The sequence below is a fragment of the Sorangium sp. So ce321 genome (genome assembly GCF_051530195.1).
GTDB lineage: Bacteria > Myxococcota_A > Polyangia > Polyangiales > Polyangiaceae > Sorangium.
On sequence record NZ_CP150329.1, the window covers coordinates 1,026,020 to 1,051,885 of the forward strand.

The following is a 25,866-nucleotide window of genomic DNA, read 5'->3' on the forward strand; positions in this document are numbered from 1 at the left end:
TCGAGGGCGCCCGCGTGGCGCCTCGCCTCGCCGAGGCGCCACGGACGTGGGGGACCCTACGCGACGGTTGCGGAGCTGTGCCGGATCGGTCAATAGGTCCGACCCTCCTGCGTCAGCGGGCCGCGACGGATGTCTGGCGCGCTGACGCTCCTGCTCAGCCTGTCACCTGATCATCGTATCGGCATTCCCGTGACCGCGAATCGCTCCACGACCTCAACGAACACCGAAGAGCAGTTCACCGAGCCGACCTCGGCCACCATCGCGAGCACGGCCGCGATCAGCCAGGTCAGCCAGGTCAACCACGTCAGTCAACCTGGCCCCGCGGACGGCGCGCCCGGCGCGAGGCTGAGCGAGCATGGCGAGGCCATCGTGCGCGAGGAGGAGGCCCTGCTCGCCCGCGTGACCGCGCACCTCGCCACCGCCGCGACCAAGCCGTCGCGGCCGCCGCCCCTCGAGAACCACGAGGAGCAGCTCCTCTCGCTGCGCGATCAGATCGCGGCGGCCCGGCTGGAGGACGTGCCGGCGCTGGTGCAGCAGATGGAGCGCCTGCAAGGGATCGCCGCGCGGCGGAGCGAGAACGTCGTCGAGCCCGTCGATCCGAAGTCGCCCTACTTCGGCCACCTGCGCCTGCGGGAGAAGGGCCGTCCAGAGCGCGACGTGCTCATCGGGCGCACGACGCTCGTCGACGCGAGCGCGGGCGTGCGGATCGTCGACTGGCGCCACGCGCCCGTCAGCCAGATCTACTACCGCTACGAGGAGGGCGCGGACTACGAGGAGACGTTCGGCGAGCGCGAGGTCGAGGGCACCGTGCTCGTGCGGCGCACCGTGACCATCGACGAGGGCGAGCTCTACCGGATCTCGGCGCCGCAGGGGACGTTCGTGCGCGGGCCCTCGGGCGGCTTCCGCGAGATCGCGACGCGGGCGACCGAGCTCTCCGGCGGTCAGGGCAGCGCGGTGCGCCCCGAGGACATGCGCGACATGGCGCTCGCGGGCGCGGCCGCCGCGCGCGGCGGGCTCGGGACCGGGGCGACGTTCCACGCCCGCGAGGACCGGCACCTGCCCGAGATCGCCGCGCTCCTCGATCCGCGGCAGTTCGAGCTCATCTCGAAGCCGGACTCCGGCATCGTGGTCATCCAGGGCGGCGCCGGCAGCGGCAAGACGACGATCGGCGTCCACCGGCTCGCGTTCCTCGCCTACAACGGCGGCCGCCGCTTCACGGCCGACAAGATGCTCGTCATCGTCGGCAGCCCCGCGCTCCGCGCGTACATCAGCGAGGCGCTCCCCGCGCTCGGCCTGGCCGGCATCGCGGTCGAGACGTTCTCCGAGTGGGCGCGCGCGGCCCGGAAGCGCGCGTTCCCGTGGCTCGAGGCGCCGGTCGAGGAGAACACGCCCTCGGTGGTCACCCGCTACAAGACCCACCCGGCGATGCTGCACCTCCTCGAGCAGCGCGCGGCGGAGCTCAAGGACGACGCGCGGGCGCGGCGCGACTCGCGCGGCACGCTCGCCTTCTGGGCGGACGTGCTCACCGACCTCGATCGGGTGACGGCCGCGTTCGCGGCGGCGGCCGATCCCGAGTTCGGCCCCGAGCAGGTGAAGCGGGCGTGGCGCTGGTGCGCGGACCGCTGCCCCGCCGTGCTCGATCTCGACCCTGGCGATCGCGCCGAGCGCAAGGCGGCGATCGCGGACGAGCCGGCGGACGACGACGACGAGCGCGGCGCGGACAGGGGCGAGGTGTCGAGCGACGACCGCGCGGTGCTCGACCCCGAGGACGACGCGCTGCTCCTGCGGGCGTACCAGCTCCTCCGCGGCGAGCTCCGGAAGGGGAAGAACGTGCTCGTCTACGAGCACCTCTTCGTCGATGAGGCGCAGGATCTCGCGCCGATCGACCTCGCGGTGCTGCTCGGCGTGGTGACCGAGCCGCGCAGCGTGACGCTGGCGGGCGACACGGCGCAGCGGCTGTTCATGGACTCCGGCTTCCGCGACTGGCGCGCCACGCTCGACGACCTGGGCCTGTCGCGGGTCGACGTCGAGCCGCTGCGCATCGCGTACCGGTCGACGCGCGAGGTGCTCGCGTTCGCCCGCGCGGTGCTCGGCCCGCTGGCCGATCCGACGCCGCCGCTCGCGCCGCGCAGCGGCGCGCCGGTCGAGCACCACCACTTCCCGAGCGCCGGCGCCGCCGTCGCGTTCCTGGCCGACGCGCTCCGCCCGCTGTTCGCCCGCGAGCCCCGCGCCACGCTGGCGATCCTGGCGCGCCACCCCGAGCAGGCGGACGTGTACTACGACGCCCTGAAGATGGCGGAGATCCCGAACCTACGGCGCGTGCGCGCCTACGAGTTCGCGTTCCGCCCCGGCGTCGAGGTGACGGAGATCCGGCAGGTGAAGGGCCTGGAGTACGACTACGTGGTGCTGGTCGACGTGAACGCGTCGACCTACTCGGCGGACGACGAGTCGCGGCACCTGCTCCACATCGGGGCGACGCGCGCGGCGCACCAGCTCTGGGTGATCTCGACGGCGGCGCCGTCGCCGCTCGTGCCGGACTGGCTGGGCTGAGGATTGAGGGCCGGGGCGAAGGGACCACGCGGGCTCAGCCGAGGTCCGCGGTCCCTGGCAGGCCGCCACCGGTAGGGACGAGGAGATGGACACAATCGACAGGGGGCCCTGAGAGAATCCTTGACCTTCAGGGGGCCGTGAGTAGATTCCCTCTCGCGCGGTGGAGCAGCCTGGTAGCTCGTCGGGCTCATAACCCGAAGGTCGTGGGTTCAAATCCCGCCCGCGCAACCACGACCCAAGCAGCAATGAGGACGCGAGGATTGGCCGAAACTGGCCACCTCGCGTTTTTCGTTTCTGGGGCCCACCGATCCATACGAGCGCGGGGCCAGGAGGGCGGTCTGAGCCACCCTCGAGGTTGGTCGTCTGCCTCGCCTCCCGGCGAGCGTCGATCATCACGTTCGCGGTTCCTCGCCCGGGGCGGTCCTCCTCGGCTTGCTCCCGGCGGACCCGCCGCGCGTCGGTCGTTGCTGTGCTGGCCCCGGGTGGTCCGGGGGCGGGAAGCACCTGGGCGTCGGCGATGATGCGCGAGACCGCGCCCGACCTCATCGCGTGTCCCTGGCAGCGGTCATCGCTGCGCCACCATTCGTCTCCTGGTGCGGTGCCAGGACGAGCGGTAGCGAGCCGCCAGGGACGCCGAGGAGAAGAATCTCCTGGTTTCTCCTCGCGTCCTTGGCGGCTTGCTCTATGCGGGTCGCTGCACCCGATGCGGCCGAGCACCGCGTCAGGTCATGAGATCACCGCGAGCCTCCTTGATATGCGCGGTCTCGCTCGCCGCCGAGGCCTGTGTCGATGCCGCTCCACGACGTCCTTTGGCGTGCGACAAGCGCATTGAGCGTCTCGTGACGCGCCTCGATCTTGTCGGCAAAGTGGCCGGCTCCCTCTGTCGCGAGCGGCTCGTGCGCCCCCGTTTCCCGGGACATCGCACGTAGGTCAGGTGGAGTGGCGACGACGTGCGGCGCGGCGGAGCCGGCGTGGACGGGCGACAGCGCCGCCCACGGAGCGGCCGCCCGCCGCCCGGAAGGCGATCCTCCTGACAACGGGGAGGCCGCTGCCGCGGCGCAAGGCCCGCGTCCGCCGCCGCGGTGTCGATCGCGAGCGAGAAGGCGGCGGCCACGCCGCCGGGGAGTGCAGTTTCATCGAACCCCTGGCAGATACGCTACCCCCCATGTGGCGCTCCACGGTCGCACCCGCCGCGCGAGCGACGGGTTGTATAAGTAAGCCCTGCCAGGGCGGCGCCGCCGGGGAGCGCGCGCCGCGTCGCCGGGCGTCGCCGCGCGCTGCGCGCTGCCGCCCGCGCCGCCCGTTCCGCCGGCACGCGCGGCCTCTCGTCGTGGCGTAGGCAGGCGCCGGCTCCGTGATGTAGGATGGCGATAGCGGCGGCTCCTGTGCTCTGAACACGCGCGTCGCGGCGCGCACCTCACCGAAGCAACCCCGGTAACCTCCAGCGGACAACTCACGATGGCCAAACCGAACGATCCCTTTGCGCCCCCCACCAATACGCGCGGCTCCGCGACGCCGGGGGATGCCGCCAAGCCGCAGCGCGGCATCAGCGCGCCCTCGCCCGCGCGCGCGGTGCCGGCCACGGCAGGGCCCGCCACCCAGCGAGGGCCCGGGGCGTACGGCGCGCCCGATTTCCTGAGCAAGGCCGCGCGCCCCGCGGCGCCGTCCGAGCTCCCGAGCCAGCGCACGATCGAGCTCGTGCAGTGGTCCTGGGCGAAGGTGATGCCCATCTCGGACGCCGCCGCGGCGCTGTTCTATGAGCGGCTGTTCACGCTCGACCCGGCGGTGCGGCCGCTGTTCAAGAACGATATCGCCGAGCAGAAGAAGAAGCTCATGCAGACGCTCGCCGTGGCCGTCGACGGGCTCAACAACCTGCCGAAGCTCGTGCCGGTGCTCCAGTCGCTCGGCGTGCGGCACCAGGGCTATATGGTGGCCGAGCACCATTACGATGTGGTGGGCGAGGCGCTGCTCTGGACGCTCCGCGAGGGGCTCGGCGATGCCTTCTCGAGCGACGTCGAGGCGGCGTGGAAAGAGGTCTACGGCCTCATCGCCGACGTCATGAAGAAGGCCGCCGCCGCGCACGCGGCCGTGGGCACCACGCAGGCGCTCCCCCCGGCCGCGACGTCGCCGGCGCCAGCGCTCGGCGGCGCCTCCCGGCAGAACGCCCCGCCGGGCCCCGGCGCCCGGCCGGGCGGCGCGGACCTGGGGCAGCGGCCCAAGTCGGTGCCGCCGCCGTCGTCGGCCAAGGTGGCCGCGCGGACGCTCGTCGGCGTCGTTCCGCCCTGGCAGCAGAGCGAGCCGCCGCCGGCGGCTGCGCCCGCGCCCGCGCCCGCAGCGTCGGGCGGGCCGGTCAGCCCGCGTACCATCGAGCTCGTGCAGCGCTCGTGGGCGAAGGTGATGCCGATCTCGGACGCCGCGGCGGCGCTCTTCTACGGGCGCCTGTTCGAGCTCGATCCGTCGACGCGGTCGCTGTTCAAGAACGACATGGCCGAGCAGAAGAAGAAGCTCATGCAGACGCTCGCCGTGGCGGTCGATGGGCTGAGCAACCTGGGCAAGCTCGTGCCCGTGCTCCAGTCGCTCGGCGTGCGCCACCACGGCTACATGGTGACGGACCACCATTACGACGTGGTGGGCGACGCGCTGCTCTGGACGCTGCGCGAGGGGCTCGGCGACGGCTTCACGCGCGACGTGGAGACGGCGTGGAAAGAGGTCTACGGCGTCATCGCCGACGTCATGAAGAAGGCCGCCGCGGAGCACGTCGGCCGCGCGGGCGCTGCGCCTGCGCCTGCACCTGCGCGTGAGCGCGAGCGCGAGCGCGAGCGCCCGCAGCGGCCGCCCATGTCCGAGCCGCGGGCGCCCGCTCCGCAGAGCGTCACGGAGGTGATGCCGCCGAAGAAGCGCCAGAAGAGCCCGCTCGACGAGGATGCCGACACGCTCCACTACCAGACGAACCCGGCCCACGAGGCCCTGTCGAGCAGCGGCCTGGGCCCCGACGAGCACCGGGCCGCGCCCGCCCCGGCGGCGAGCCCGCAGGGGATCGTCATCCCCTGGGCGGGGCAGGACATGGTCGTGAACGTTCACGTCAAGCTGGACAGCCCGCTCGTGACGGTCCCGGCGGCGGCGCCCGTCGTGGCCCCCGCGGCGCCCGTCGCGCTGGAGCCCACGGGGCCGAGCGGCCTCGTCGCGGGGCTCGCGATCGGCCTGCTCTCCATCGCCGCCTCGATGGCCACGGCCATCCTGCTCGCCGTGGGCGGGCCGGACCGGGCCGCCGCCGGGGCAGGCGCCGCGGCGGACCGGGCCTCGTCGAGCGTCGCGTCCCTCGCCACCTACGCCGTGCCGATCATCGTCACGGTGCTCGTCCTCTCCGCGTTCACGATGGGGCACATCCTCGGGCGGGGGCGGGCGCGGGGCGACGCTGGTGGGGGGCAGTAGCGAGGTGGACGCGCGGCTCGTGACCTCGGGCGGACGCATTCGCCCGGCGTGCGCAGGGGTTTAGTGGCAACATGGGAATGAGAGTCCGATGATGGCGGATCCTGCGGCGACGCTGACCCACCTGGCAGGACAGTGGCTGGGGCCATTCCAGCTGATCCAGCTGCTCGGCATCGGCGCCATGGGCGCCGTGTACCTCGCCAGGGACAGCGTCCTCCAGCGCGACGTCGCCGTGAAGCTCATCGCGAAGGGGAGCGCGGACACGGATCCCGAGCGGCGCGACCGCTTCCTGCGCGAGGCGCGCGCGGCGGCGCGCCTGCTCCACCCGAACGTGGTGCAGATCTTCCAGGTCGGCGAGGACGCGGAGGTCCGCTACATCGCCATGGAGTACGTCCATGGCCTGACCATGGCGCAGGCGGCCAAGCAGCACGGCGGTCGCGTGCCGGAGCAGTTCGGGATCGAGAAGATGCGCGAGGCCGCGGCGGCGCTGGAGCTCGCGGCCTCGTTCGGCATCTCTCACCGCGACATCAAGCCCGCGAACCTCCTGCTCAACGCGTCGGGCACGCTCAAGATCGCGGACTTCGGCCTGGCGTCCCACCCGGAGAGCGGCCCGCTCGGGACCACCAGCGCCTCCCGCACGCTGGAGGGCACGCCCTTCTACATGAGCCCGGAGCAATGGACCGGGCAGGAGATCGCGCCCCCGTCGGACATCTACAGCCTCGGCTGCACCTTCTACCACCTGCTCGTGGGCAGGACGCCGTACTCGGCGAGGGATCTCGCCGGCTGCTTCCAGGCGCACTGCCACGCGGCCGTCCCGGATCCGAAGCTGGCGATGCCGGACATCGATCCGCTCCTCGCGGAGCTCCTCCGCCGCTGCATGTCGAAGAGGGCTCAGGAGCGGCCGTCCGCCGGGCACATCGTGGCGTTCCTCGAGGACATGCTCATGCTCCGGCGCAGCAGCGTCAGGCCGCGGGAGCTGCCGGAGGCGGCGGGCCCGCTGCGCGGCTCCTCGATCGATCTCGCCGACACGCGGATCAGCCAGCTCCCGGTGGCGCCGCGGAGCGCGCTCGCCACGCCGACCGGCACGATCATGGTGAACAGCGCCGGCGCCGTCGGGCACTTCACCGGCCAGTACAGCTACCGCAACCACTTCGGGCTGACGGGGTATCCGTTCAGCGACATCCGGCAGCCGAGCTTCTTCTGGGACGCGGGCCCGTATGCCTGGGTGCTGAGGACCCTGGCGTCGCAGATCGTGGCCGGGCAGCGCCCGGCGATCCTCGTGGGCGAGCCGGGGTGCGGCCGGACGTTCGTCTGCGAGATGATCAAGAACAAGGTGCCCCGGATCCAGGTCTTCTCGATGGAGCCGCAGCTGCTCTTCGGGACGCGGCCGCTCGTGGCGCTGTGCCGGCAGATCGGGGCGTCGGGCGTCTCGCCCACCATGAGCCAGCAGTCCCTCGTCGACACGTTCCTCGGGCACGCGCTCCAGCGCGCCGGGTCGGACGCCATCGCGGTGCTCGTCATCGACGGGGTCGATCCGGACGATCACGAGCTCCTGATGGAGCTCCACGACATCCTCCGCTGCGCCCCGACGGGCCCGCTCTCGATGATCCTGGTGGGCGCCCCCGATCTGCCTGCGACCCTCGCGTCGAACGGCGTGCCGCGCGAGCTCTACTCCGGCGCGCAATCGCTCCTGCTCCCCGGCATGACCCAGCAGGAGATGATCGAGTACATCGATTTCAGGATGCGGTCTGTCGGCGGGAGCGGGCGGGGGATCAACCTCGACATCGCGTCACAGCAGCTGCTGCACGCGAGGAGCGGCGGGAGCCCGAAGCTCATCAACATCTTCTGCCACAACGCGCTGACGATCGCCGCGTTGCAGGGCGAGAGCGAGGTGAGCCTGTCGTCGATCCGCCTCGGGATGAAGAGCAAGAGCTACCTCACGGCCGAGGCGGCCGTCGACCTGATCCGCGGCTGAGCTGCGCGCCCCCGCCTGGCGGCGGGCGATCGGGCTCCGCCTGACGGCGGGCCATCGGGCTGGCGGGAGCGCCGCGGCTCCCTCTCTGCGCCGCGGCGTCCGCCGGCCTCTCAGTCGGTCCACTGGTGCGTCTCTTCGGGCTTTCCGCCGAACGAGGCGAGGGGGACGGTCCACGTGCGGAGCCGCCGGGGGCTGCGCACGTACTCGCGGACGCCGTCGGCCGTGAAGAACGCGGTCATCGCGCGGTAGAGCTCCGGGAACTCTTTGACGAGGCCTGTGTGCAAGGGCATGAAGGACTCGAGGGTGTACGCCATGGCGGCGTCGGCCAGGGTGTAGCGGCCCGGGACGACCCAGTGGTCGCCGTCGGCGCGGGTGCGGATGAAGTAGTCTTCCAGGCGCTCCAGCTTCCTGGCGGTGGCGGCGCGGTGGTCGGCGCGAACCTCGTGGAAGCGCGGGTTCCAGAAGAGCGTGCCGACATCCATGAGCACCTCGAAGGCGGTGTCGGCCACCTCGTCGATTCGCGCGCTCTGCTCGAGCGTGTCGCCATAGAGCTCCAGCTTGCGCGCCAGATAGCGGTTGATCGCCTGCGACTGGCAGAGGGTGAACTCTCCATCTTGCAGCACGGGCAGCTGCCCGAACGGCGTACACCCCAGGAAGCGCTCCTTGGTCTGCGGCTGGACCCAGCTCTCCAGGGGAACGAACTCTTCCTCGTACGGCGCGCCGCGGAGCTGCATCATGAGCCTGGCGACCTCGACTCGCCCGCGCGTCGCAAAATAGATGATCTTCATCTCTCGTCCTCCGTTGATGGCGGCCACTCTACAGTAACTCGCCTCCCCCTTCCAACGGACGCCGATTCAGCCTCGATCTCGGCCTACTCCCCCCCACAAGGAAGAAGAGCGGAGGTCGCCCGTATCCGAAGCGGGCGAGCTCCGCTCTAGAGCACCGATCAGCTTGAAACGTCCGGGAACGAAGAGATTTGAACCACAGAGGCACAGAGGACACAGAGGAACAACTCAAAAACTCTGTGCCCTCTGTGCCTCTGTGGTTCATTTACTCGGGGTCTCAACCTGCTCGGTGTCCTAGCTATCGTTGCCTGCGGGGCGGGGCCCGCTCTGCGGGGCGGCGGGGATCGGGTCGCGCCTCGGGGTCGAGGCGAGCACCGCCTCGTCCGTCATGGGGGCGCGCGGCACGTTCAGCGCCCGCCCGATACGTGCTCTCGAGTGCTTGTCGTTGTCGATGCACCTGCCGCGCGTGTATGCGCTGAGCCGGTCGCGCGCGTCCTGCTTGCGGCAGGCCCCGAAGGACCTCCTGATGAGCGCGAGCCCCGCGCGAAAGCACTTCTCGCGATCCGCGACGAGATCCTCGTGAGACCAGCCCTCCCGGGTCCTGCCGGCGCCGACCCGCACCTGGAGCAGACAGGAGTCCATCCCGGAGCCGCGCGCGAGCTTCCCGATGCCGAGATCGACGTCGCGACGGTAGCCGCTCTCGTAATAGGCGATCGACAGGAGCAGCGCCATCGTCTCAGCTCGCCCGCGCGGGCCGCCGAAGAGCGGCTTCAATTCGGGATCATACGCCACCTTCGCCGCCGCGCTCGCGATCTCATGATAGCGCGCGCGGCCAGCCTCGGGTGTCTCGATAGCGTCCTTGATCAGGCTCGTTCCGGGTGGGGCCCATGTAACCATGATGCCGACAGCCCATGCGATGACTGAATCCATGACATATGTAAGGTCCTGGTCTCTGGCTGCGTCAAGCAATTCAGACAGCCTGGCTGGGATTATCGTGGTGCGTTGTACGACTGCACGCCGCCCAGCGTGCATTTATACCGTCCTTGTCAAATTGCCAATCGTGCGGACGCTGGTACGCGGTGCGCAATCATTTTCGCACCACGAGTCGTCTCGTGGGCTCTTCGCGAGGGCTGAACCATGGAGTCCTCGCTTCCGATCTGCGGGGATGGCTCGCGGTCACCCGGCTCGGAGCGGCGATGTGCTGCGCGCCCCTGTGCGGGTGAGCCGCCGCGGCGCCGCGCTCATCACGCCTCTTCGGGGGCGCCCTCTTCGGAGCTCGCGTGCGTGTCCTCGAGCCGGTCGACGGCGCGCAGCTGGGGGAACAGCCAGCCCCAGAGCAGCACGACGGCCATCGTCCCGAGGCCGCCGATCACCACGGTCGGGACGGTCCCGATGAGCCTCGCGAGGGTGCCTGACTCGAGCTCTCCGAGCTCGTTCGAGGCGCCGACGAAGACCATGTTGACGGCGCTCACGCGGCCGCGCATCTCGGGCGGTGTGGCGAGCTGCTCCAGGGTCATGCGCACGACGACGCTCACCATGTCGGTGGCGCCGATCACGGTGAGCGCGGCGAGCGAGAGGAGGAAGCTCTGCGAGAGGCCGAACACCACCGTGGCGAGCCCGAACAGCCCGACGCAGAGGAGCATCTTCCGCCCGGCGTGGCGCCTGATCGGCCGGAATGCGAGGAGCACGGCCATGACGCCTGCCCCCGCGGCGGGCGCCGCGCGCAGCAGGCCGAACCCTTGCGGGCCGACGTGGAGCACGTCGGTCGCGTAGATGGGCAGGAGCGCGACAGCGCCGCCCAGGAACACGGCCACGAAGTCGAGCGAGATGGACGCGAGGAGGACCTTCTTCCGGTAGACGTACCGCAGCCCTGCGAGCGCCGTGGCGAGCGACGGCGGCTTCTTCTCCATGCGGCCGGTGCGCACCTGCACGGCCAGGAGGCCGGCGCACGCCGCGGCGAGCGCGAGGCTCGCGGTCAGGTAGACCGGCGCGGCCGCCTTCCAGAGGCCATAGAGCAGCCCTCCCACGCTCGGCCCGCCGATCGCCCCGACCTGCCAGAGCGTCGACTGCCACGTCGCCGCGTTCTGGAAGTGCGCGGCCGGCACGAGCGCGGGCAGGAGCGACGAGCCTGCGGGCCCCTGGAAGGCGCGCACCGTGCCGAGGAGCACGAGGACGCCATAGATGGCCGACAGGTTCGGGCTCGGCGCGCGCGCGATGAGGAAGAGCGCGAGCGCCGCGAGCGACGACGTGAGGTAGCAGAGGACGAGGATCCCGCGCCGGTCGAAGCGATCGGCCGTGTGCCCGGCCGCGAGGGACAGCCCCGCGACGGGGAGGAACTGGGCGAGCCCCACGTAGCCGAGCGCGAGCGGGTCGCGCGTGAGGGCGTAAACCTGGAACCCCACGGCGACCGATTGCATCTGGTACGCCATCGTGGCGAGCAGGCGGGCCGCAGCGTACACGCGGAAATCGCGCGACTTGAAGGCGGCGATGGGCGACGACGGTTCCAGGGCGGCGGGGACGGTGGCCATGAACGAATCCGGGCAGCGTTCATGGCGCATTCCAGCGTGGGCTGCCAGGACCGCGGTTACACCCCGTACGTCCAAGATCAGTGTGACTGTTCCGTTCCGCAAGAACCCCGCTTCACGCCTGCGACGGTGGTTCGGGACGGCGACGTTTGCGTGGCTCGGCACAGAATGCTGGCGCGCCGGCCTGCACCCATGGTAAGCGGCGGCCCGACATGATGCCCCTAGGAAACGACATCTCTCCAAGACGAGCGCTTGGCCTCGCCGAGCAGGCACGGCGCGCCTGGGTTCTGCTCGGGGGCCGTTCTCGCCGCGGGCGTGACGGTCGGCGCGACGACGACGACGACGACGACCTGCCGCGGCCGAGCGCGATAGTCACCCTGTTTCCGCTGCTGGGCCTCGCCGTGCTGCCGCTCCCCGCCTGATCTCCCCCACAACCCCGAGCTCGCGCCTCCCGTCCTCAGGACGCCGTCCGCACCTCGAGCCCCGCGTCGCTCCAGCTCACCACCCGGTCCCCCGTCGCGACCGGCGCCCAGCTGAACGCCTCGAGCAGCTCCGCCGGCGTACACGGCTCCGGCCGCTCCCGCAGCCCGACGCAGCAGGCGAGCGCCCCGCAGAGCGCGGGCGCGCTCCGGGCGAGCGCCGCCCCGCGCGCCGCGCCGTGCGTCTTCGCGAGCTTGCCGCCGCGCTCCTCGAGGAGGAGCAGGTGGTGCCGGTAGACCGGCGCCGGCAGCCCGAGCAGCGCCTGGAGCGCCGCCTGCGTCGCCGTGCTCGCCGCTATATCGCGCCCCCTGACGACGCGCGTGACGCCGGCCGCGCCGTCGTCGACCACCACCGCGAGCTGGTACGAGAAGGCCCCGTCGCGCCGGCGCACCACGGGGTCGCCCATCGCGAGCGCCGGCTCCTGCGACAGGTCGAGCCCGCCCTCGTCGACGGGCCGGAACACCCCGTCCGGCAGCCGCGCGCGGATCGGCTCGACGCTCGCGCGCCACCCGCCGGGCGGCAGCGCGCGGCCGCGCGCGCGGTTGTCGTACGCCCAGCCGCCGTCGGGCGCGCGCCGGCCGATCGCGCGCACCTCCTCGCGCGTCGCGGCGCAGGGGTAGAGCGCGCCGAGCGCCTCCAGCCGGTCCATCGCCGCCTCGTGGTGCGCCCTCCGGGTGTGCTGCTCGACGCGCTCGTCGAAATCGAGCCCGAGCCACGCGAGATCCTCCTCGATGGAGCGCGCGAACTCGGGCCGGCAGCGGTCGGGGTCCAGGTCCTCCAGCCGCAGGACGAGCCGCGCGCCCCGCGATCGCGCGTCGAGCCAGCAGAGCAGCGCCGCGGCGAGCGTGCCGAGGTGGGCAGGCCCGGTGGTCGACGGCGCGAACCGGCACACCTCGCTCATCGCTCCTCCTGCCGTCGCGGGCCGGGGAGCTGCCGCGGCCCGCGCCCTCGGCGCGCAGCCTCCGGGCTCGTCACGCGGCGCCCCGGCTCAGAGGAAGCGCGCGATGCGCGCCCGCACGCGCGGCTCCCCCAGCACCGCCATGACCTCGGTGAGATCAGGGCTGTTCCGGGTCCCGCAGACCGCGACGCGGAGCAACATGGAGACGTCGCCGACATGGCCCTTCCACGACTCGGGAGCGGCCTTGTACTGCTTCACCTCGCCGGCGTAGCCGGAGGCCACGGCGATCTGCCGGATCTTCTCGAACCAGGCCTCCTTCGAGTCGGCCGGATCGAAGACGTCGAGCATCTGCCGGAGCAGCGGCTTGCGGTCCGCCTCCGGGACGTTCTCGGGGAAATCGAATGAATCGAGGCCGCTGTAGAGCTCGTCGTAGAAGAAGAAGAGCTGGGGCCGCAGATCGGGCCAGGTGACGATGCGCTTGTTCGACTTCTTGCCGCCTCGCTCGATGCCGAGGGCGCGCTTCGTGAACTCCGGATCTCGCTCCATCAGCGCGGCGAGCTCCGTGTCGTACGTCCGCGCCCAGTCGAGGCCCTGCGCGTAGACCTCCTCGGCGCTCATCCGGCTCACGACCGCCTGGCTGACGCTCTTCAGCTTGACGAGATCGCTCAGGGCGCCGCCGGGGGCGAGCTTGTTCAGCTTGAGGGGGAAGGCGGTATAGGGCTTGTCCGGGTTCGCCTTGCGCCAGTCCTCGAACGCGGAGTTGGCGATGTTGAGCAGGTACTCGATCGTGGCCGTCTCCGGGACGCCGATCTCCCGGTAGTACTCGATGTTGGCCTCCGGGTCCTTGCGCTTGCTCAGCTTGCGCCGGGCGTCCGACACCCTCGTCTCGCCCGTCTCCGGATCCGCCTCCTCCACGCGATCGAGCTTCTGGATCGGCGGGACGTGGGCGTACTCGACCGGCCTGAACCCGAGCACGCGGAACAGCTGCAGGTGGAGCGGCATCGACGAGATCCACTCGTCGCCGCGGATGACGTGCGTCGTCCGCATCAGGTGATCGTCCACGGCGTGGGCGAAGTGGTAGGTCGGGATGCCGTCCGACTTGAGGAGGATGGTGTCGAGGTCGTTGACGGGCATCGAGATGACGCCCTTCACGCCGTCCTTCCACTCGACCCGGCCGGAGACGTCGTCCGGGGCGCGCAGCCGGAGCACGAACGGGGTGCCGCTCGCGAGCGCCTCCTTCACCCGGGCGAGCGGCGCGTCGCGCCACTTCGCCCACCGGCCGTGGTACCCGGGCTTCACCGTGAGCGCCATCTGCTCCTGCCGGATGGCGTCGAGCTCCTCGACCGTGCAGAAGCAGGGGTAGGCGAAGCCGCGGCGGATGAGGTCGATCGCGTAATCGCGGTAGATCGCGACGCGCTCTGTCTGGATATAAGGGCCGTAGTCGCCCTGCTGCACGAACTCGCCCCGCGGCGAGGGCCCGTCTCCCTCCTTCGCCGGGGCGCGGAGCACGCCCTCCTGCGGGGAGAGATCGTAGCGAGCGAGCGAGTCGACGATGGTGTCTATCGCGCCGGGGATGGCGCGCTTCACGTCGGTGTCCTCGAGGCGGAGGAAGAAGACGCCCTCGCTCTGGACGGAGAGCCGCTTGTTGATGAGCGACACGAAGATGCCGCCGATGTGCATGAACCCGGTGGGGCTCGGCGCGAATCGGGTGACCATCGCGCCTTTGGGCAGCGCGCGCCGGGGATAGCGCGCCTCGTACTCCTCTGGCCGCCTGGCCGACGCGGCGGCGTCGCCGAACAGGAGGCGCACGAGCTCGTCGCGGTCCTCTCCGGGGCCCGGTTCACGGACGGTGACGGGAAGCGTCGTCTCGGTCGGGGCCTGCTTGTCCATGAGGGCGCGTCGCTCCTGGTCTGACATCGGGCGGGGGCGCAGCCATTGCACGCCCGCCAGGCCTTGTCAATCGCGGGCTCGGTCGTCGCGCGCCGCGCGGTCGCGCGCGGCGCTACTGCGGTGTGTCCTCGCCGATGAGGCGCTGCTGCGGTGAGCTCTCGCCGATGGGGCGTTGCTGCGGTGAGCTCTCGCCGATGGGGCGTTGCTGCGGTGAGCTCTCGCCGATGGGGCGCTGCTGCGGTGAGCTCTCGCCGATGGGGCGTTGCTGCGGTGAGCTCTCGCCGAGGAGCCAATAGGTCTTCATCGCGCCCTTGCCCTTGATCGCCACGAGGCCTCGCTCCTCCATGGCGAAGTCCCCCTGGAGCAGCGCATGGCTCGCCTCGCTCACCTGGATGCGGCCGGGCTCTCCGCTCGACTCCATGCGGCTCGCCACGTTCACCGCGTCGCCCCAGAGGTCGTAGCTGAACTTGCGCCTGCCGATCACCCCGGCGATGACAGGGCCGGTGTTGATGCCGATCCTGAGCCGGAAAGGCTGGCCGTCGTCGGCCAGGAACTGGCTCACGGTGTCGGCCATCGCGAGGGCCATCTGCGCGATCGCCCGGGCGTGGTCGGGGCGCTGCACCGGCAGCCCGCCCACGACCATGTACGCGTCTCCGATGGTCTTGATCTTCTCCAGGCCGAGCTGCTCCGCGAGCTGATCGAACGAGGAGAACATCCGGTTGAGCAGGCCGACGAGCTCGGTCGGGTTCAGCCGCGCGGCGAGGGGGGTGAAGCTGGCGATGTCGGCGAAGAGGATGGTCACCTCGTCGAAGTGCTCGGCGATGAGCCGCTCGCTCTCCTTGAGCTGCTCGGCGATGGACCTCGGCAGGATGTTGAGGAGGAGCCGGTCAGAGCGCTCGTGGGCCCGCTCCGCCGCCGCCTTGGCCTGCTCGAGCGCCGCCTTCTGCTGGCTCTGCCGCCGGGCGTTCGCCTCGAGGGCCGAGAGCATGCCGTTGACCGAGCCGGTGAGGCGCGACAGCTCGTCGTTGCCCGGCATGGCGACGCGCGCCGAGAGGTCGCCGACGCCGCCGATCTCGGTGACCTCCCGGCTGAGGCGGGCGAGCCGGTACAGGACCAGCTTCTCGAGCAGCAGGAGCGTGACGCCGCCGAAGACGAGGCCCACGAGCACCGTCACGAAGACGAGGTAGCGCAAGGTGTCATGGCCCATCCTGAGGATGGCCCTGTCGTTGTCGACGCGCACGAGCAGCGCCGGCCGGCCGTCGATGTCGCGGAGGACGGCGTACCCGGCGATCCTGTCCTCGCCGAGCGGGTGGACGAAGGTCGTGTCGCGGTCCGACATGGCGGCGCGCGCCTCGCGGAAGTCGGCGGGCAGCTCGGGGTCGTCGAGGCGCCGCACGGCGAGCGAGAGGCCGGCTGGCTCGGCGAGGCGCGCGATCTCGGCGCCGGTCAGGAAGCGGCCGAACGTGACGGTGCCGGCCGCCGGCCCGCGCCCGGCGCTGCCGACGCTGGGCTGGGAGCAGAGGAGCATCGGCCCGTCCGGCAGCAGGATGATGCCGCCCCGGACGGCGTTGTTCGGAGCGTCCCGCCCGAAGAGGAGGTCGCCGATGCGGAGCCGCTCCGTGATGCCGCGCGGGAGCGGCGCCCAGCGCTTCGTGCCGTGGTCGTACCCGGCGCTGTACACGGGCTCTCCGTCCGCGTCCGCGAACACCGCGAGGTCGATCCGGGCGATGTCGAAGAGCTCGGGGACGAGGTTCGAGCGGACGAACTCTTGATTGCCGTCCTGCACGAACGTGTACGCGTCGTCCCACTGGCTCCAGTCGGTCCAGCGCGCGTTGAAGTCGCGGCTGGCCTGGTGGAAGAGGTTGAGCGCGACCTGCGCGGTGCGGCGCGTGTCCTGCGCCTCGGCGGCCATCGAGTTGGCGAGGAGCGCCCTGGATGAAACGCCGTACAGGGCAAAGCTGAGCCCGAGCAGCGTGGCGGTGATCGCCAGCAGCGTCTTCGCGCGCAGCGAGAGCAGGGCGTCGAGGGCGGGCTTCAGCGTCAGCGACGCCGAGCCTATCGAAAGGCGGGGCGGCGCGGAAGCGCCGGAGCGGGGTGGGGCGGCGGCGAGGAGGCGCCGGAGCGGGGCGGGGTGGGGGCAGGGGGCGGCGACGAGGGGCGGGGTGGGGGGGCGACGCGGGGCGGGGTTGGGGGGCGACGCGGTGCAGGATGGTCCCCGGAGGACTGGCGCCCGCTGCTCGCTGGACGGGCCGAGGTGGGCCGCTGGTGGCGAGACGGCATGTCGACCCGGGGAGCGGGGGAGGCACCGAGTTCCAGACGTGTGTCGATGACGTTGCCGTCGGTCGCTCCGGACATTGCTGTGTCCGGTCGTTACCTCGGAAATCCAGGCCTATGGTAATCAGCAAAACTCGACGCGCTGATGCATTACGTGCACGTGATGCGGAGCGCCACGGCATCTCACTTCGTGCCCATGGGTTCCTTGGACCGCTCTCGCGAGACCGGATAGAATCCTGTCAATGCACACGCCCGGACGGTCACTCCTCGTTCCCGCGCTCCTGCTCACGCTCGCCGCGTGCGCCAACGGCACCGACAACCTGCAGCCCGGTTACGAGGAGCAGGCCGGCGGAGGCGGAAGCGGCGGCGGGGGAGAGGGGGGCGACCCAGGGGTGAGCGCGTCCTCGAGCTCGAGAGCCAGCTCGAGCTCGAGCGTGAGCTCCGTCGGGGCCGGCGGCGCCGGGGGCGAGGGCGGCGAGGGCGAAGGCGGGAGCGGTGCAGGCAGCGGCGAGGGCGGCGATGCAGGAGGGGCGGCCGAATGCGACCATGGCGCGCCGAACACGTGCGCTGGTGCAGAGAACCTCGGTGAGATCTCGGGCGACGACGGCGGAGCCTCGGTGACGCTGAACGAGACAGGGACCACGTCGAAGTGGTTCAAGGTCTTTGTCGTCGATAAGACGAACTCCCCCAGCTACGAGCACTTCACCGCCACGCTCACGTCTCCGCCGGGGATGAACTTCGATCTGATCGTTTACGAAGGAGATATCGACGGGACGGACTGTTTCGCGTCCGGCGAGAGGGCGCTGGGCACGATCGACGAGTCGTTCACGACCACGTGGGACGACTTTCCTATCGTGGACGACGATCGCTGGTTCAGCCTCGAGGTGCGTCACGTGGCGGGCACCGCGTGCGGTAGCGAGGCCACCTGGACACTGACCGTCGAAGGCGTCCCGCCACCGGATCCTTGAGCCGGTACGCACCGCGAGAGCGACGAGATCTCGCGCCGCTCTGTCGTCATCCGCGCCGGTCGTCCGGCGTGGTACGTTTACCCCAATGCCCGTGCCCTGGAAGGTGACCGCACCGGAGAAGCTCTCGACAATGCCGGCGCTCCCCGCTGCGTCAACGTCGACGCCGGAGATATAGACCTTGCAGCTGTCGACGTTGATGGAAACTGTATCCCACCGCAATGTTCCATCTGCGTCGAACTTGGCCACCCAACCGGACTGTCCCATCCCGGCGGATCCATGGGTGTGGCCAGCGCCAAAGTCGACCGAGTTCTTGAACGTACCGGCGACCACGGCACGGCCCATCGCATCGACCCCGACACCCTTACACGCTTGGAAGCCCGGGGTGTCGCCAGCGCGCGTCAGGCACCGCGCGCGGCACCGGGCCCGTCCAGGGGGACGTCGGTGGCCGGCGACGCGGTGCCTCGGCCGTTCGCCCGCCACGTCAGCCCGCGCTGATCGGGATCTGACGGGGCTTGAGCGAGGCGCTCTTCGGCAGGTGAATCCGGAGGACACCAGCCTGGAGCTCCGCGGAGATCTTCTCCGAGTCGATGCCCTGCGGGACCACGAAGCTGCGGCGAAAGTCCGGCAGGTTGTCCGCGCTCTGCTCGCGCTCGGCCGCGTCGGTGCGCCGGCCCTCGAAGCTGAGCTCGCCCTTCTCCAGCCGGATCGCCAGGCGATCCTGCGTCACGCCCGGGAGATCCGCCACGACCAGGAGCTCCTCGGCGTTCTCGTAGATGTCGACCGCCGGGGGCACGGCAGGGCGCTGCTGGATCTTCTCAGGGTTGCTCTCGGCACGGTTGGTCAAGTTGCGATCGGTGCTCATCTTCATCGCTCCTTCCTCGATACTTTCCAGAGCCGCGTCTCGCGGTCTCTCGCTCCGTTTCTCTTCAACTCTCCCCACGTCCCTCGGCCGCTCAGCGCGACGTCACGCTGATCTGCCGCGGCTGCGCCTCGGCGGCCTTGTTCAGCGTCAGCGTCAGCACGCCGTTCTTGAGGACCGCAGAGGTCTTCTCGGGGTCGACCTTGCTCGGCAGCGTGAAGCTCCGGCTGAAGCGCACCGCGCCCCGCTCCTTGCGGTGAACGAGGTAACCCTCCGGCGCGTCCGATTTGCGCTCGCCGCTCACGGTCAGGACGTCCTGATTCAGCGAGATCTGGACATCCTTCTCCGTCAGGCCAGGGAGATCAGCCTTGACGACGAGGGCGCTGCCCGTGTCGAACAGGTGGATGCGCGGGCCAGGCGTGTACCGGGGCGACTGGTCGAAATCGCCGCGCAGCGACGAGCGCGGCGCGTCGTACTCCTCGAACGCCCGATCCATCCGCCGGCGCAGCTCATCCATCATGGCAAACGTGCGATCGAAATCCGTGTAACGGTTCAGCATGGCGACTCCTCCGTAGACCCCCGCGCAGGCGCGCGCCGGGGCCTCGCCCGCGGCGCCGTCACCCTGCTCGCGACGGCCGATTTGTTGTAGCGTTACGGGACCTTGGCTCCGAGAGCCGGTCTCTTCGCACCGCCCAATCTTTGCACGGCGCCCGGGCTGTCAAGAGCCGGGCCAGCCGTCCTCTCCGCGCGCCGCTCGCGCCGCAAAGCAGCCGGAAAAGATCCCGGAAGGGCCGCCAGCGCAGCCCGGACGACCTCATCCAGAGAACCCCCGAGGACACCTCCAGGCCCCCCAGGGACACCCGCAGCCACCAGAGCGCCCAACGACATCCACAGCCGCGCCCGCCTGATGGTACGATCCACGTTGGACAACCCTAGAATGATTGGCCGAAGGATGGTACAAACCATGGACATGCAGAACCGCCCGACCGTCCCCCGCCGCCCGTGGCCCGCCCGCCTCCTCTCGGTCGCCTCCGCCGCAGCGCTGTCCCTGGCGCTGATCTCGGGCGCCGCGCTGGCGCTGCCATCGGAGGGCGACCGGGCGCCGAACGCGCGCCTCGAGGACGCCGACGGCCGCGAGCTCCAGATGAAGGCGCTGCGGGGCAAGCCGATCCTCATCGTCTACGAGGACAAGGACTCGGCGACGCAGAACCAGGCGTTCAAGGACGCGCTCGCCAAGCTCGCGAAGGGCGACCGCTACCGGCGAGCCATCGCCCTCGCGGCGATCGCCGACGTGAGCTCGTACGACTTCTGGCCGGTGAAAGGGTTCGTGAAGGACGCCATCCGCGAGGAGTCGAGGAAGGTCGGCGCGACCATCTACTGCGACTGGGACGGCACCTTCCGCGAGACCTACCGGCTCCGGCGCGGCATCAGCAACGTGATCCTCGTCGGCAAGAACGGCCAGGTGCTCTTCGCGGCCGAAGGCAAGCTCAAGCCCGAGGCGCAGGGCAGGGTCCTCGATCTGCTCCGCAAAGAAGTCGAGGGCTGAGCCCGGCGCGCGCCCCCGGACCGGCGCCGGCGCGCGCTCAGCTCGCGTCCTTGCGGCGCCGGCGCGAGAGCAGCGCGGACTCTATCTGCGCGCGGACCTCCGAGACGTCGGCCGACGCCACCAGGCCGCCGCGCGCCTCGATGAACGGCCTGAGCGCCTCGGCGCCCGCGCCCCCCACGATCCACGCCGTGTCCCGGCAGGCGTCCGCGTAGGCGTCGATGAGCTCGCGCGCGGTCGGCGGCGGCGGCGGGATCGCGACCGTCAGCGCGACGATGTCCGGCGAGAGCGACTCGACCGCGCGCGCGATCGCGGCGGGCGGGGTGCGCGGGCCGAGCACGACCGAGCGGAAGCCCCACGCGCAGAAGCGCAGGCCGACGCCGAAGAGCCCGAGCACGTGGTCCTCCTCGGCGAAGGCGGCGAGCAGGACGCGCCGCCCGCTCTCGCCCGGCTGCGCGAGGCGCAGGAGGTGCAGCAGCGTGGCGCCGAGCACCTGCGACGCGAGGTGCTCCTGCGCGACCGTGATCTTCCCCTCGTGCCAGAGGTCGCCGATGCGCTCCAGCGCCGGGCCGAGCGCGCGCTCGAAGATCGTCACCGCCGGGCCGAGCGAGAGCGCCCGGTTCACCTCGGCCTCGAGGCCGTCAGGGTCGAACCGGAGCGCCGCCTCGACGATGCGCTCGCTCGCGCCCGCGAACGCGTCGCCGCCGTTCGTGTGCACCAGCGGGTGCGGCGCCGCCGTCTCGATCACCATGCGCGCCGCCTCGGCCGCGGCCATCCCGCCGTTCACGTAGTCGCGCATCTTCTTGATGAGCGCGACGTCCTCCTCGCTGTAGAGGCGGTACGCCGACGCCGTGCGCGCCGGGGACGGCACGCCGTAACGGCGCTCCCACGCCCGCAGCGTCGCCGAGGACACGCCAGACATCTTCGAGACGGCATGAATTCTGTAGCGGCTCAACTGGACAACCTTGGTCAGGCCCGCCGAGCCGCCGCCGCCCGCGCCAGCTCGAAGCGCCGAACCGGCGAGCAACGGGACCCAGAAAGACCAGCTGCTGAAGATGTTTTCGCCTTTGTCAAAGGCTGGGACAAACATTATACTCACCTGCATGCAAAAGACCAGCGCTTCTTCGGCGCATGAAGAGCGGTCCGGCCGTCCGCCGGGCGACGAGGGGGCCGCGCCCCAGGGGGGGCCGCGGGCGTCCGCCGACCGCGGCGCCCTCGGGCGCAGGCCGCGCGCCGTCGTGATCGGCAGCGGGTTCGGGGGCCTCGCCGCGGCCGTGCGGCTCGGGGTGCGGGGCTACGAGGTCACCGTCGTCGAGAAGCTCGACGAGCCGGGCGGGCGCGCGTACGTGCACCGCCAGGACGGCTTCACCTTCGACGCGGGGCCGACCGTGATCACGGCGCCGTTCCTCTTCGAGGAGCTCTGGCAGCTCTGCGGCCGCAGCATGGCCGACGACATCGACCTGCGGCCGGTGACGCCGTTCTACCGGATCCGGTTCCACGACGGCGCGACGTTCGACTACACGGGCGACGCCGTCGCGATGCGCGCCGAGGTCGCGCGCCTGTCACCCGGGGACGTCGAGGGGTACGAGCGCTTCGTCCGGATGAGCGAGGCGATCTTCCGCGTGGGCTTCGAGGAGCTCGCTCACGTGCCGTTCGGGTCGTGGAAGGACATGGCGCGCATCGTGCCGGACATGATGAAGCTCGAGAGCTACCGCACGGTGTACGGGCTCGTGTCGAAGTACGTGAAGGACGACCGCCTGCGCCAGGTGCTGAGCTTCCACCCGCTGCTCGTGGGCGGGAACCCGTTCTCGACCACCTCGATCTACACCCTCATCGCGTTCCTCGAGCGCAACTGGGGCGTGCACTTCCCGATCGGCGGCACGGGCGCCCTGGTGCGCGGGCTCGTCTCCCTCATCGAGGGGCTGGGCGGGTCGGTCCGGTGCGGCGCCGAGGTGCGGCGCATCGCGGTGGAGGGCGGCCGCGCCCGCGGCGTGGAGCTCGCGTCCGGGGAGCGGCTCGCCGCCGACGTCGTCGTCTCGAACGCGGACTCGGCGTGGACCTACAGGCACCTCGTGCCGCCCGAGGCGCGCAAGCGCTGGACCGACCGGCGGATCGAGCGGCAGCGCTACTCGATGAGCCTCTTCGTGTGGTACTTCGGCACGCGACGGCAGTACCCGGACGTCGCACACCACACGATCCTCCTCGGCCCGCGGTACAAGGCGCTGCTCGAGGACATCTTCCAGAGGCACGTGCTCGCAGACGACTTCAGCCTGTACCTCCATCGGCCGACGGCGACCGACCCGGCGCTCGCGCCGCCGGGGTGCGACGCTTTCTACGTGCTGTCGCCCGTGCCGAACCTGCTCAGCGGCACGGACTGGCCCGCGACCCAGGAGCGCTACCGGCGCTCGATCTCGAAGCTGCTCGAGGCGACGCTCCTGCCCGGGCTCGAGGGCGAGCTCGCGAGCTCGCGGCTCCTCACGCCGCAGGACTTCCAGGACCGGCTGCTCTCGTTCCGCGGCGCGGCGTTCGGCCCGGAGCCGGTGCTCACGCAGAGCGCCTTCTTCCGGCCGCACAACGCGAGCGAGGACGTCGAGCACCTCTACCTGGTCGGGGCAGGGACGCACCCGGGGGCCGGTCTGCCCGGGGTGCTCTCTTCGGCGCGCGTGCTGGATCAGGTGGTCCCGGATGCATCGAAGTTCCGTTGAGGCGTCGGCGGCGGACTTCGCCGCGTGCAGGGCGCTCCTGCGCGAGGGGTCGAAGAGCTTCGCCGCGGCGGCGCTCCTCTTGCCCGCGCGCGTGAGGGAGCCGGCGGCGGCGTTCTACGCGTTCTGCCGGGTCGCCGACGACGCGGTCGACGAGCTCGGGGAGCACGCCCCGCCGGCGGCGGCCGCGGCGGCGGTCGCGGCGCTGCGGGAGCGGCTCGCGCGCGCGGCGGCGGGCGCGCCGGACGACAGCCCCGTCGACCGGGCGCTCGCCCACGTCATGGCGGAGCACGCGCTGCCGCGCGCGTTCATCGAGGCGCTGCTCGAGGGGTTCGCGTGGGACGCGGAGGGGCGCCGCTACGAGACGCTGCCCGAGCTGAACGCCTACGCGGCGCGCGTCGCGGGCGCGGTGGGCGCGACGATGTCGGCGCTCATGGGGGCGCGAGGGCCCGACGCGCTCGCGCGGGCGTGCGACCTGGGGGTCGCGATGCAGCTCACGAACATCGCGCGCGATATAGGCGAGGACGCCCGGCGCGGGCGGATCTACCTGCCGCTCGCGTGGATGCGGGAGGCCGGGCTCGATCCGGATGGCTGGCTCGCGCGGCCCGTCTTCGACGAACGGCTGGGGCGGATCGTGGCGCGGCTGCTCGACGAGGCGGAGGTGCTCTACCGCCGCGCGGGCGCCGGCATCCCGATGCTGCCGCGCGACTGCCGGGCCGCGATCCAGGCGGCGCGGCTCATCTACGCCGAGATCGGGCGCGTCATCGCGCGCCGCGGCTTCGACTCCGTGACGACGCGCGCGGTGGTGTCGCCCGGCCGCAAGGCGTGGCTCGTGCTGCGGGCGCTCGTCAGGCCGGCCGCGCCCGACGAGGAGCGCGAGCACGGCGCCGCGCCGCCGCTCGACGAGGTCCGCTTCCTCGTGGAGGCGGCGCGATGAGGGCCGGGGCCGTCAGCCCGCAGGCCGCGTCGGCGCGGGAGCTCGACGCGGCGCGGGGGCGCGTGCGCGAGGCGGGCGGCGAGGCCCTGCTCGCGCGGCTCGAGCACCTCGACGCGGCGCGGGCCGCGCCGCCCGGGCCGGGCGAGCCGCGGCGAGGCCTCGCGGTGCGGCCGCCGGACCGGGGCGCTGCCGCGGACTACGACGTGGCGATCGCGGGCGGCGGGCTGTCGCTGCTGCTCGCGCCGCTGCTCGCGTCGGCCGGGCTGCGGGTCGCGGTGCTCGACAGGGCGCGGATCGGCGCCGCGCACCGCGAGTGGAACGCCGGGACGGCCGAGGTGGCCGCGCTGTCGGCGTCGGGGCTGCTCGCGGAGGACGAGGTCGAGCGGCTCATCGTCGCCCGCTACGCCGAGGGGCTGTGCCGGTGGCACGGCGGCGGGACGTACCCGGTGCGCGGCGTGCTCGACCACGCGCTCGACGCGGGAGGGCTGCTCGCGGCGGCGCGGGCGCGGGCCGAGGCGCTCGGGGTCGCGCTGCTCGACGGGCACGCGCTCGTCGGGCACGCGGAGGGGCCGGACGCCGTCGCGCTCGCCGTGGCCGAGGCGGGGTCGGACGCCGCGCCGCGCGCGCTGTCCGCGAGGCTCCTCGTGGACGCGCGGGGCGCGGCGAGCCCGTACGCGACCGCGGACCTCGTCTGCCCCACGGTCGGCGGCGTGCTCACCGGGCTCGCGGAGGGCGACGGCGAGCGGCAGATCCGGCCCGACGTCGGCGAGATCCTCGCGACGACGGAGGACGTCGAGGAGGGCAGGCAGCACCTCTGGGAGGCGTTCCCGGGGCGACCGGGCGAGACGACGGTGTACCTCTTCTATTACGCGCGCTCCGGGGACGTCGGGCCAGGCGCGCTCCTGTCGCTCTACGCGCGGTTCTTCCGGCTCCTCTCGCGGTACAAGGAGGGCGACGCGCGGCTCGTCCGGCCGACGTTCGGGTTCATCCCGGGCTGGTCGCGGCTCTCCGCGCCGCCGCGCGCGCCGGGGCGGCGGGTGCGGCTCGTGGGGGACGCGGCGGCGCGGCACTCGCCGCTGACGTTCTGCGGCTTCGGCGCGAACGTGCGCGAGCTCGCGGCGACGGCCGCCGACCTGGCGCGGGCGGTCCGGGAGCCGGGCGCGCCGAGCGGGGCGCGCGACGCGCCGGTGCACGCCGGGACGGGCGCGCTCGCGGCGCTCATGGCGAGGCCCCCGGGCGGGGCGAGGGGAGGGGAGATGAACGCGCTCCTCAACACGGCGTTCGCCGTGCTCCACGCGATGGGCAACGACACCTACGCGGCGCTGCTGCGCGACGAGATGCAGCCGGCCGATTTCGTGAGGTTCCTGCGGGAGACGGCGTCGCGGCGGCCCGAGGTGTACCGCGAGGTCGTGAGCGCGCTGCCGATCCGGGCCATCGGCCGCTGGGGAGCGGGGCTCGCGAGGGAGCTCTACCGGGCCCGCTGAGGGGCGCGGCGGCGGCCGCTTCGAGGGGCGCCGCGGCGGGCGCTCCGAGGGGGCGCGCCGGCGGCCGCTCCGAGGGGCGCGGCAGGCGCCGCGGCCGCCGCGCGCCGCGCGAGGACGAGGGGACCGAGGAACAGGCCGTACGGCGCGCCCCCGGTGCTGTGGTGGACGCGGTGCGCGTCGCGGACGCGCGCGAGGTAGGGGACGCGCGCGAGGCCCGAGACCGGGAGCCGCCGGTGGACGAGGCCGTCGTGGACCAGGACGTAGGCGAAGCCGAAGGCGGTCATGCCGAGGCCGAAGCCGAAGGCGGCCTCGCGCAGGAAGCCGGGCGCGCCCATGCAGCCGTACAGGATGAGCGCGACGGCGACCGGGGCGTGGAGGAACGAGAGCGCGTCGTTCCGCTCGAAGAGGCCGCGCCGCCTGGCGTGGTGGGAGCGGTGGATGCTCCAGAGGGCGTCATGCCAGACCTTGCCGTGGAGGAGCGCGGCCCACCCCTCCATGGCCGCGAAGGCGGCCAGCGCCGTGACGATCCAGATGGCGTGCGAAAGTGTCATCGCGCGGTCTCCTCAA

General features: G+C 72.0%; 19 protein-coding genes and 1 tRNA gene. 10 read left to right on the forward strand and 10 right to left on the reverse strand.

Annotation, left to right across the window (positions count from 1 at the left end):
* The first annotated feature begins 189 nt into the window (after nucleotides 1-189).
* The 4 genes from WME89_RS03965 to WME89_RS03980 all read left to right on the forward strand — a co-directional run bounded on the left by WME89_RS03965 (nucleotide 190) and on the right by WME89_RS03980 (nucleotide 7,954).
* Entirely contained in the window at nucleotides 190-2,550 is a 2,361-nt protein-coding gene (locus WME89_RS03965) for an ATP-binding domain-containing protein (protein WP_438007928.1), read from the forward strand.
* Nucleotides 2,551-2,704: 154 nt separating this feature from the next.
* A tRNA-Met gene (locus WME89_RS03970) sits at nucleotides 2,705-2,781 on the forward strand.
* Between the two features lie 1,227 nt (nucleotides 2,782-4,008).
* Entirely contained in the window at nucleotides 4,009-5,982 is a 1,974-nt protein-coding gene (locus tag WME89_RS03975) for a globin family protein (RefSeq protein WP_438007929.1), read from the forward strand.
* A gap of 88 nt (nucleotides 5,983-6,070) precedes the next feature.
* Nucleotides 6,071-7,954: a protein kinase domain-containing protein gene (locus WME89_RS03980; RefSeq protein ID WP_438007930.1), complete on the forward strand. Its 1,884-nt coding sequence runs from the start codon at nucleotides 6,071-6,073 to the stop codon at nucleotides 7,952-7,954.
* 110 nt (nucleotides 7,955-8,064) lie between these two features.
* Here WME89_RS03980 and WME89_RS03985 read toward each other — a convergent pair whose 3' ends face one another.
* From WME89_RS03985 to WME89_RS04010, 6 genes are all read right to left on the reverse strand, one after another.
* A complete protein-coding gene (locus WME89_RS03985) occupies nucleotides 8,065-8,742 on the reverse strand; it encodes a glutathione S-transferase family protein (RefSeq protein WP_438007931.1) in 678 nt (225 codons plus the stop codon).
* 291 nt (nucleotides 8,743-9,033) lie between these two features.
* Complete coding sequence (locus WME89_RS03990; RefSeq protein ID WP_438007932.1) at nucleotides 9,034-9,669, reverse strand: hypothetical protein; 636 nt, start codon at nucleotides 9,667-9,669, stop codon at nucleotides 9,034-9,036.
* Between the two features lie 314 nt (nucleotides 9,670-9,983).
* Complete coding sequence (locus WME89_RS03995) at nucleotides 9,984-11,267, reverse strand: MFS transporter (protein WP_438007933.1); 1,284 nt, start codon at nucleotides 11,265-11,267, stop codon at nucleotides 9,984-9,986.
* 454 nt (nucleotides 11,268-11,721) lie between these two features.
* Complete coding sequence (locus WME89_RS04000) at nucleotides 11,722-12,645, reverse strand: glutamate--tRNA ligase family protein (protein WP_438007934.1); 924 nt, start codon at nucleotides 12,643-12,645, stop codon at nucleotides 11,722-11,724.
* An 87-nt stretch (nucleotides 12,646-12,732) separates the two neighbouring features.
* Nucleotides 12,733-14,532, reverse strand: a complete 1,800-nt coding sequence (locus tag WME89_RS04005; RefSeq protein WP_438007935.1) for a glutamate--tRNA ligase — start codon at nucleotides 14,530-14,532, stop codon at nucleotides 12,733-12,735.
* A 112-nt stretch (nucleotides 14,533-14,644) separates the two neighbouring features.
* Nucleotides 14,645-16,444: an adenylate/guanylate cyclase domain-containing protein gene (locus WME89_RS04010; protein WP_438007936.1), complete on the reverse strand. Its 1,800-nt coding sequence runs from the start codon at nucleotides 16,442-16,444 to the stop codon at nucleotides 14,645-14,647.
* 604 nt (nucleotides 16,445-17,048) lie between these two features.
* Here WME89_RS04010 and WME89_RS04015 point away from each other — a divergent pair.
* On the forward strand, nucleotides 17,049-17,774 hold the full coding sequence (locus tag WME89_RS04015; protein ID WP_438007937.1) for a hypothetical protein: 726 nt from the start codon (nucleotides 17,049-17,051) through the stop codon (nucleotides 17,772-17,774).
* Between the two features lie 481 nt (nucleotides 17,775-18,255).
* Here the strand turns inward: WME89_RS04015 and WME89_RS04020 are convergent, their stop codons facing one another.
* Nucleotides 18,256-18,642, reverse strand: coding sequence for an Hsp20/alpha crystallin family protein (locus tag WME89_RS04020; protein WP_438007938.1), 387 nt, complete (start codon nucleotides 18,640-18,642; stop codon nucleotides 18,256-18,258).
* Nucleotides 18,643-18,727: 85 nt separating this feature from the next.
* Nucleotides 18,728-19,192, reverse strand: coding sequence for an Hsp20/alpha crystallin family protein (locus tag WME89_RS04025; protein WP_438007939.1), 465 nt, complete (start codon nucleotides 19,190-19,192; stop codon nucleotides 18,728-18,730).
* Between the two features lie 405 nt (nucleotides 19,193-19,597).
* Between WME89_RS04025 and WME89_RS04030 the strand changes: the two genes are divergently transcribed.
* Nucleotides 19,598-20,179 carry a YtfJ family protein gene (locus WME89_RS04030; protein WP_438007940.1) on the forward strand — a complete coding sequence of 194 codons (582 nt, stop codon included), beginning with the start codon at nucleotides 19,598-19,600 and terminating at the stop codon, nucleotides 20,177-20,179.
* 37 nt (nucleotides 20,180-20,216) lie between these two features.
* On the opposite strand, the gene WME89_RS04035 is transcribed toward WME89_RS04030, so the two are convergent.
* Entirely contained in the window at nucleotides 20,217-21,098 is an 882-nt protein-coding gene (locus WME89_RS04035) for a MerR family transcriptional regulator (RefSeq protein WP_438011885.1), read from the reverse strand.
* A gap of 12 nt (nucleotides 21,099-21,110) precedes the next feature.
* On the opposite strand from WME89_RS04035, the gene WME89_RS04040 reads away from it, so the two are divergent.
* The 4 genes from WME89_RS04040 to WME89_RS04055 are packed head-to-tail and all read left to right on the forward strand — an operon-like array spanning nucleotide 21,111 to nucleotide 25,299.
* Complete coding sequence (locus tag WME89_RS04040) at nucleotides 21,111-21,311, forward strand: hypothetical protein (RefSeq protein WP_438012100.1); 201 nt, start codon at nucleotides 21,111-21,113, stop codon at nucleotides 21,309-21,311.
* Entirely contained in the window at nucleotides 21,280-22,881 is a 1,602-nt protein-coding gene (gene crtI, locus WME89_RS04045) for a phytoene desaturase family protein (protein WP_438007941.1), read from the forward strand. Before WME89_RS04040 ends, crtI begins: the two co-directional genes overlap by 32 nt.
* On the forward strand, nucleotides 22,862-23,815 hold the full coding sequence (locus WME89_RS04050; protein ID WP_438007942.1) for a phytoene/squalene synthase family protein: 954 nt from the start codon (nucleotides 22,862-22,864) through the stop codon (nucleotides 23,813-23,815). Before crtI ends, WME89_RS04050 begins: the two co-directional genes overlap by 20 nt.
* The gene (locus tag WME89_RS04055) at nucleotides 23,812-25,299 is read left to right on the forward strand and encodes a lycopene cyclase (protein WP_438007943.1); all 1,488 of its coding nucleotides are present in this window, start codon (nucleotides 23,812-23,814) and stop codon (nucleotides 25,297-25,299) included. Before WME89_RS04050 ends, WME89_RS04055 begins: the two co-directional genes overlap by 4 nt.
* On the opposite strand, the gene WME89_RS04060 is transcribed toward WME89_RS04055, so the two are convergent.
* Nucleotides 25,284-25,850 carry a sterol desaturase family protein gene (locus WME89_RS04060; RefSeq protein ID WP_438007944.1) on the reverse strand — a complete coding sequence of 189 codons (567 nt, stop codon included), beginning with the start codon at nucleotides 25,848-25,850 and terminating at the stop codon, nucleotides 25,284-25,286. The two genes, WME89_RS04055 and WME89_RS04060, sit on opposite strands and share 16 nt — an antisense overlap.
* Nucleotides 25,851-25,866 lie beyond the last annotated feature (16 nt).

What these genes read in the sequence shown, in the direction of transcription:
- WME89_RS03975 (WP_438007929.1), top strand. Translation starts at nt 4,009, where the DNA reads ATGGCCAAACCGAACGATCCCTTTGCGCCCCCCACCAATACGCGCGGC.
- WME89_RS03980 (WP_438007930.1), top strand. Translation starts at nt 6,071, where the DNA reads ATGATGGCGGATCCTGCGGCGACGCTGACCCACCTGGCAGGACAGTGG.
- WME89_RS03985 (WP_438007931.1), bottom strand. Translation starts at nt 8,742, where the DNA reads ATGAAGATCATCTATTTTGCGACGCGCGGGCGAGTCGAGGTCGCCAGG.
- WME89_RS03990 (WP_438007932.1), bottom strand. Translation starts at nt 9,669, where the DNA reads ATGGATTCAGTCATCGCATGGGCTGTCGGCATCATGGTTACATGGGCC.
- WME89_RS03995 (WP_438007933.1), bottom strand. Translation starts at nt 11,267, where the DNA reads ATGGCCACCGTCCCCGCCGCCCTGGAACCGTCGTCGCCCATCGCCGCC.
- WME89_RS04000 (WP_438007934.1), bottom strand. Translation starts at nt 12,645, where the DNA reads ATGAGCGAGGTGTGCCGGTTCGCGCCGTCGACCACCGGGCCTGCCCAC.
- WME89_RS04005 (WP_438007935.1), bottom strand. Translation starts at nt 14,532, where the DNA reads ATGGACAAGCAGGCCCCGACCGAGACGACGCTTCCCGTCACCGTCCGT.
- WME89_RS04010 (WP_438007936.1), bottom strand. Translation starts at nt 16,444, where the DNA reads ATGGCCGCCGAGGCGCAGGACACGCGCCGCACCGCGCAGGTCGCGCTC.
- WME89_RS04015 (WP_438007937.1), top strand. Translation starts at nt 17,049, where the DNA reads ATGCACACGCCCGGACGGTCACTCCTCGTTCCCGCGCTCCTGCTCACG.
- WME89_RS04020 (WP_438007938.1), bottom strand. Translation starts at nt 18,642, where the DNA reads ATGAAGATGAGCACCGATCGCAACTTGACCAACCGTGCCGAGAGCAAC.
- WME89_RS04025 (WP_438007939.1), bottom strand. Translation starts at nt 19,192, where the DNA reads ATGCTGAACCGTTACACGGATTTCGATCGCACGTTTGCCATGATGGAT.
- WME89_RS04030 (WP_438007940.1), top strand. Translation starts at nt 19,598, where the DNA reads ATGGACATGCAGAACCGCCCGACCGTCCCCCGCCGCCCGTGGCCCGCC.
- WME89_RS04035 (WP_438011885.1), bottom strand. Translation starts at nt 21,098, where the DNA reads ATGTCTGGCGTGTCCTCGGCGACGCTGCGGGCGTGGGAGCGCCGTTAC.
- WME89_RS04040 (WP_438012100.1), top strand. Translation starts at nt 21,111, where the DNA reads ATGAATTCTGTAGCGGCTCAACTGGACAACCTTGGTCAGGCCCGCCGA.
- crtI (WP_438007941.1), top strand. Translation starts at nt 21,280, where the DNA reads ATGCAAAAGACCAGCGCTTCTTCGGCGCATGAAGAGCGGTCCGGCCGT.
- WME89_RS04050 (WP_438007942.1), top strand. Translation starts at nt 22,862, where the DNA reads ATGCATCGAAGTTCCGTTGAGGCGTCGGCGGCGGACTTCGCCGCGTGC.
- WME89_RS04055 (WP_438007943.1), top strand. Translation starts at nt 23,812, where the DNA reads ATGAGGGCCGGGGCCGTCAGCCCGCAGGCCGCGTCGGCGCGGGAGCTC.
- WME89_RS04060 (WP_438007944.1), bottom strand. Translation starts at nt 25,850, where the DNA reads ATGACACTTTCGCACGCCATCTGGATCGTCACGGCGCTGGCCGCCTTC.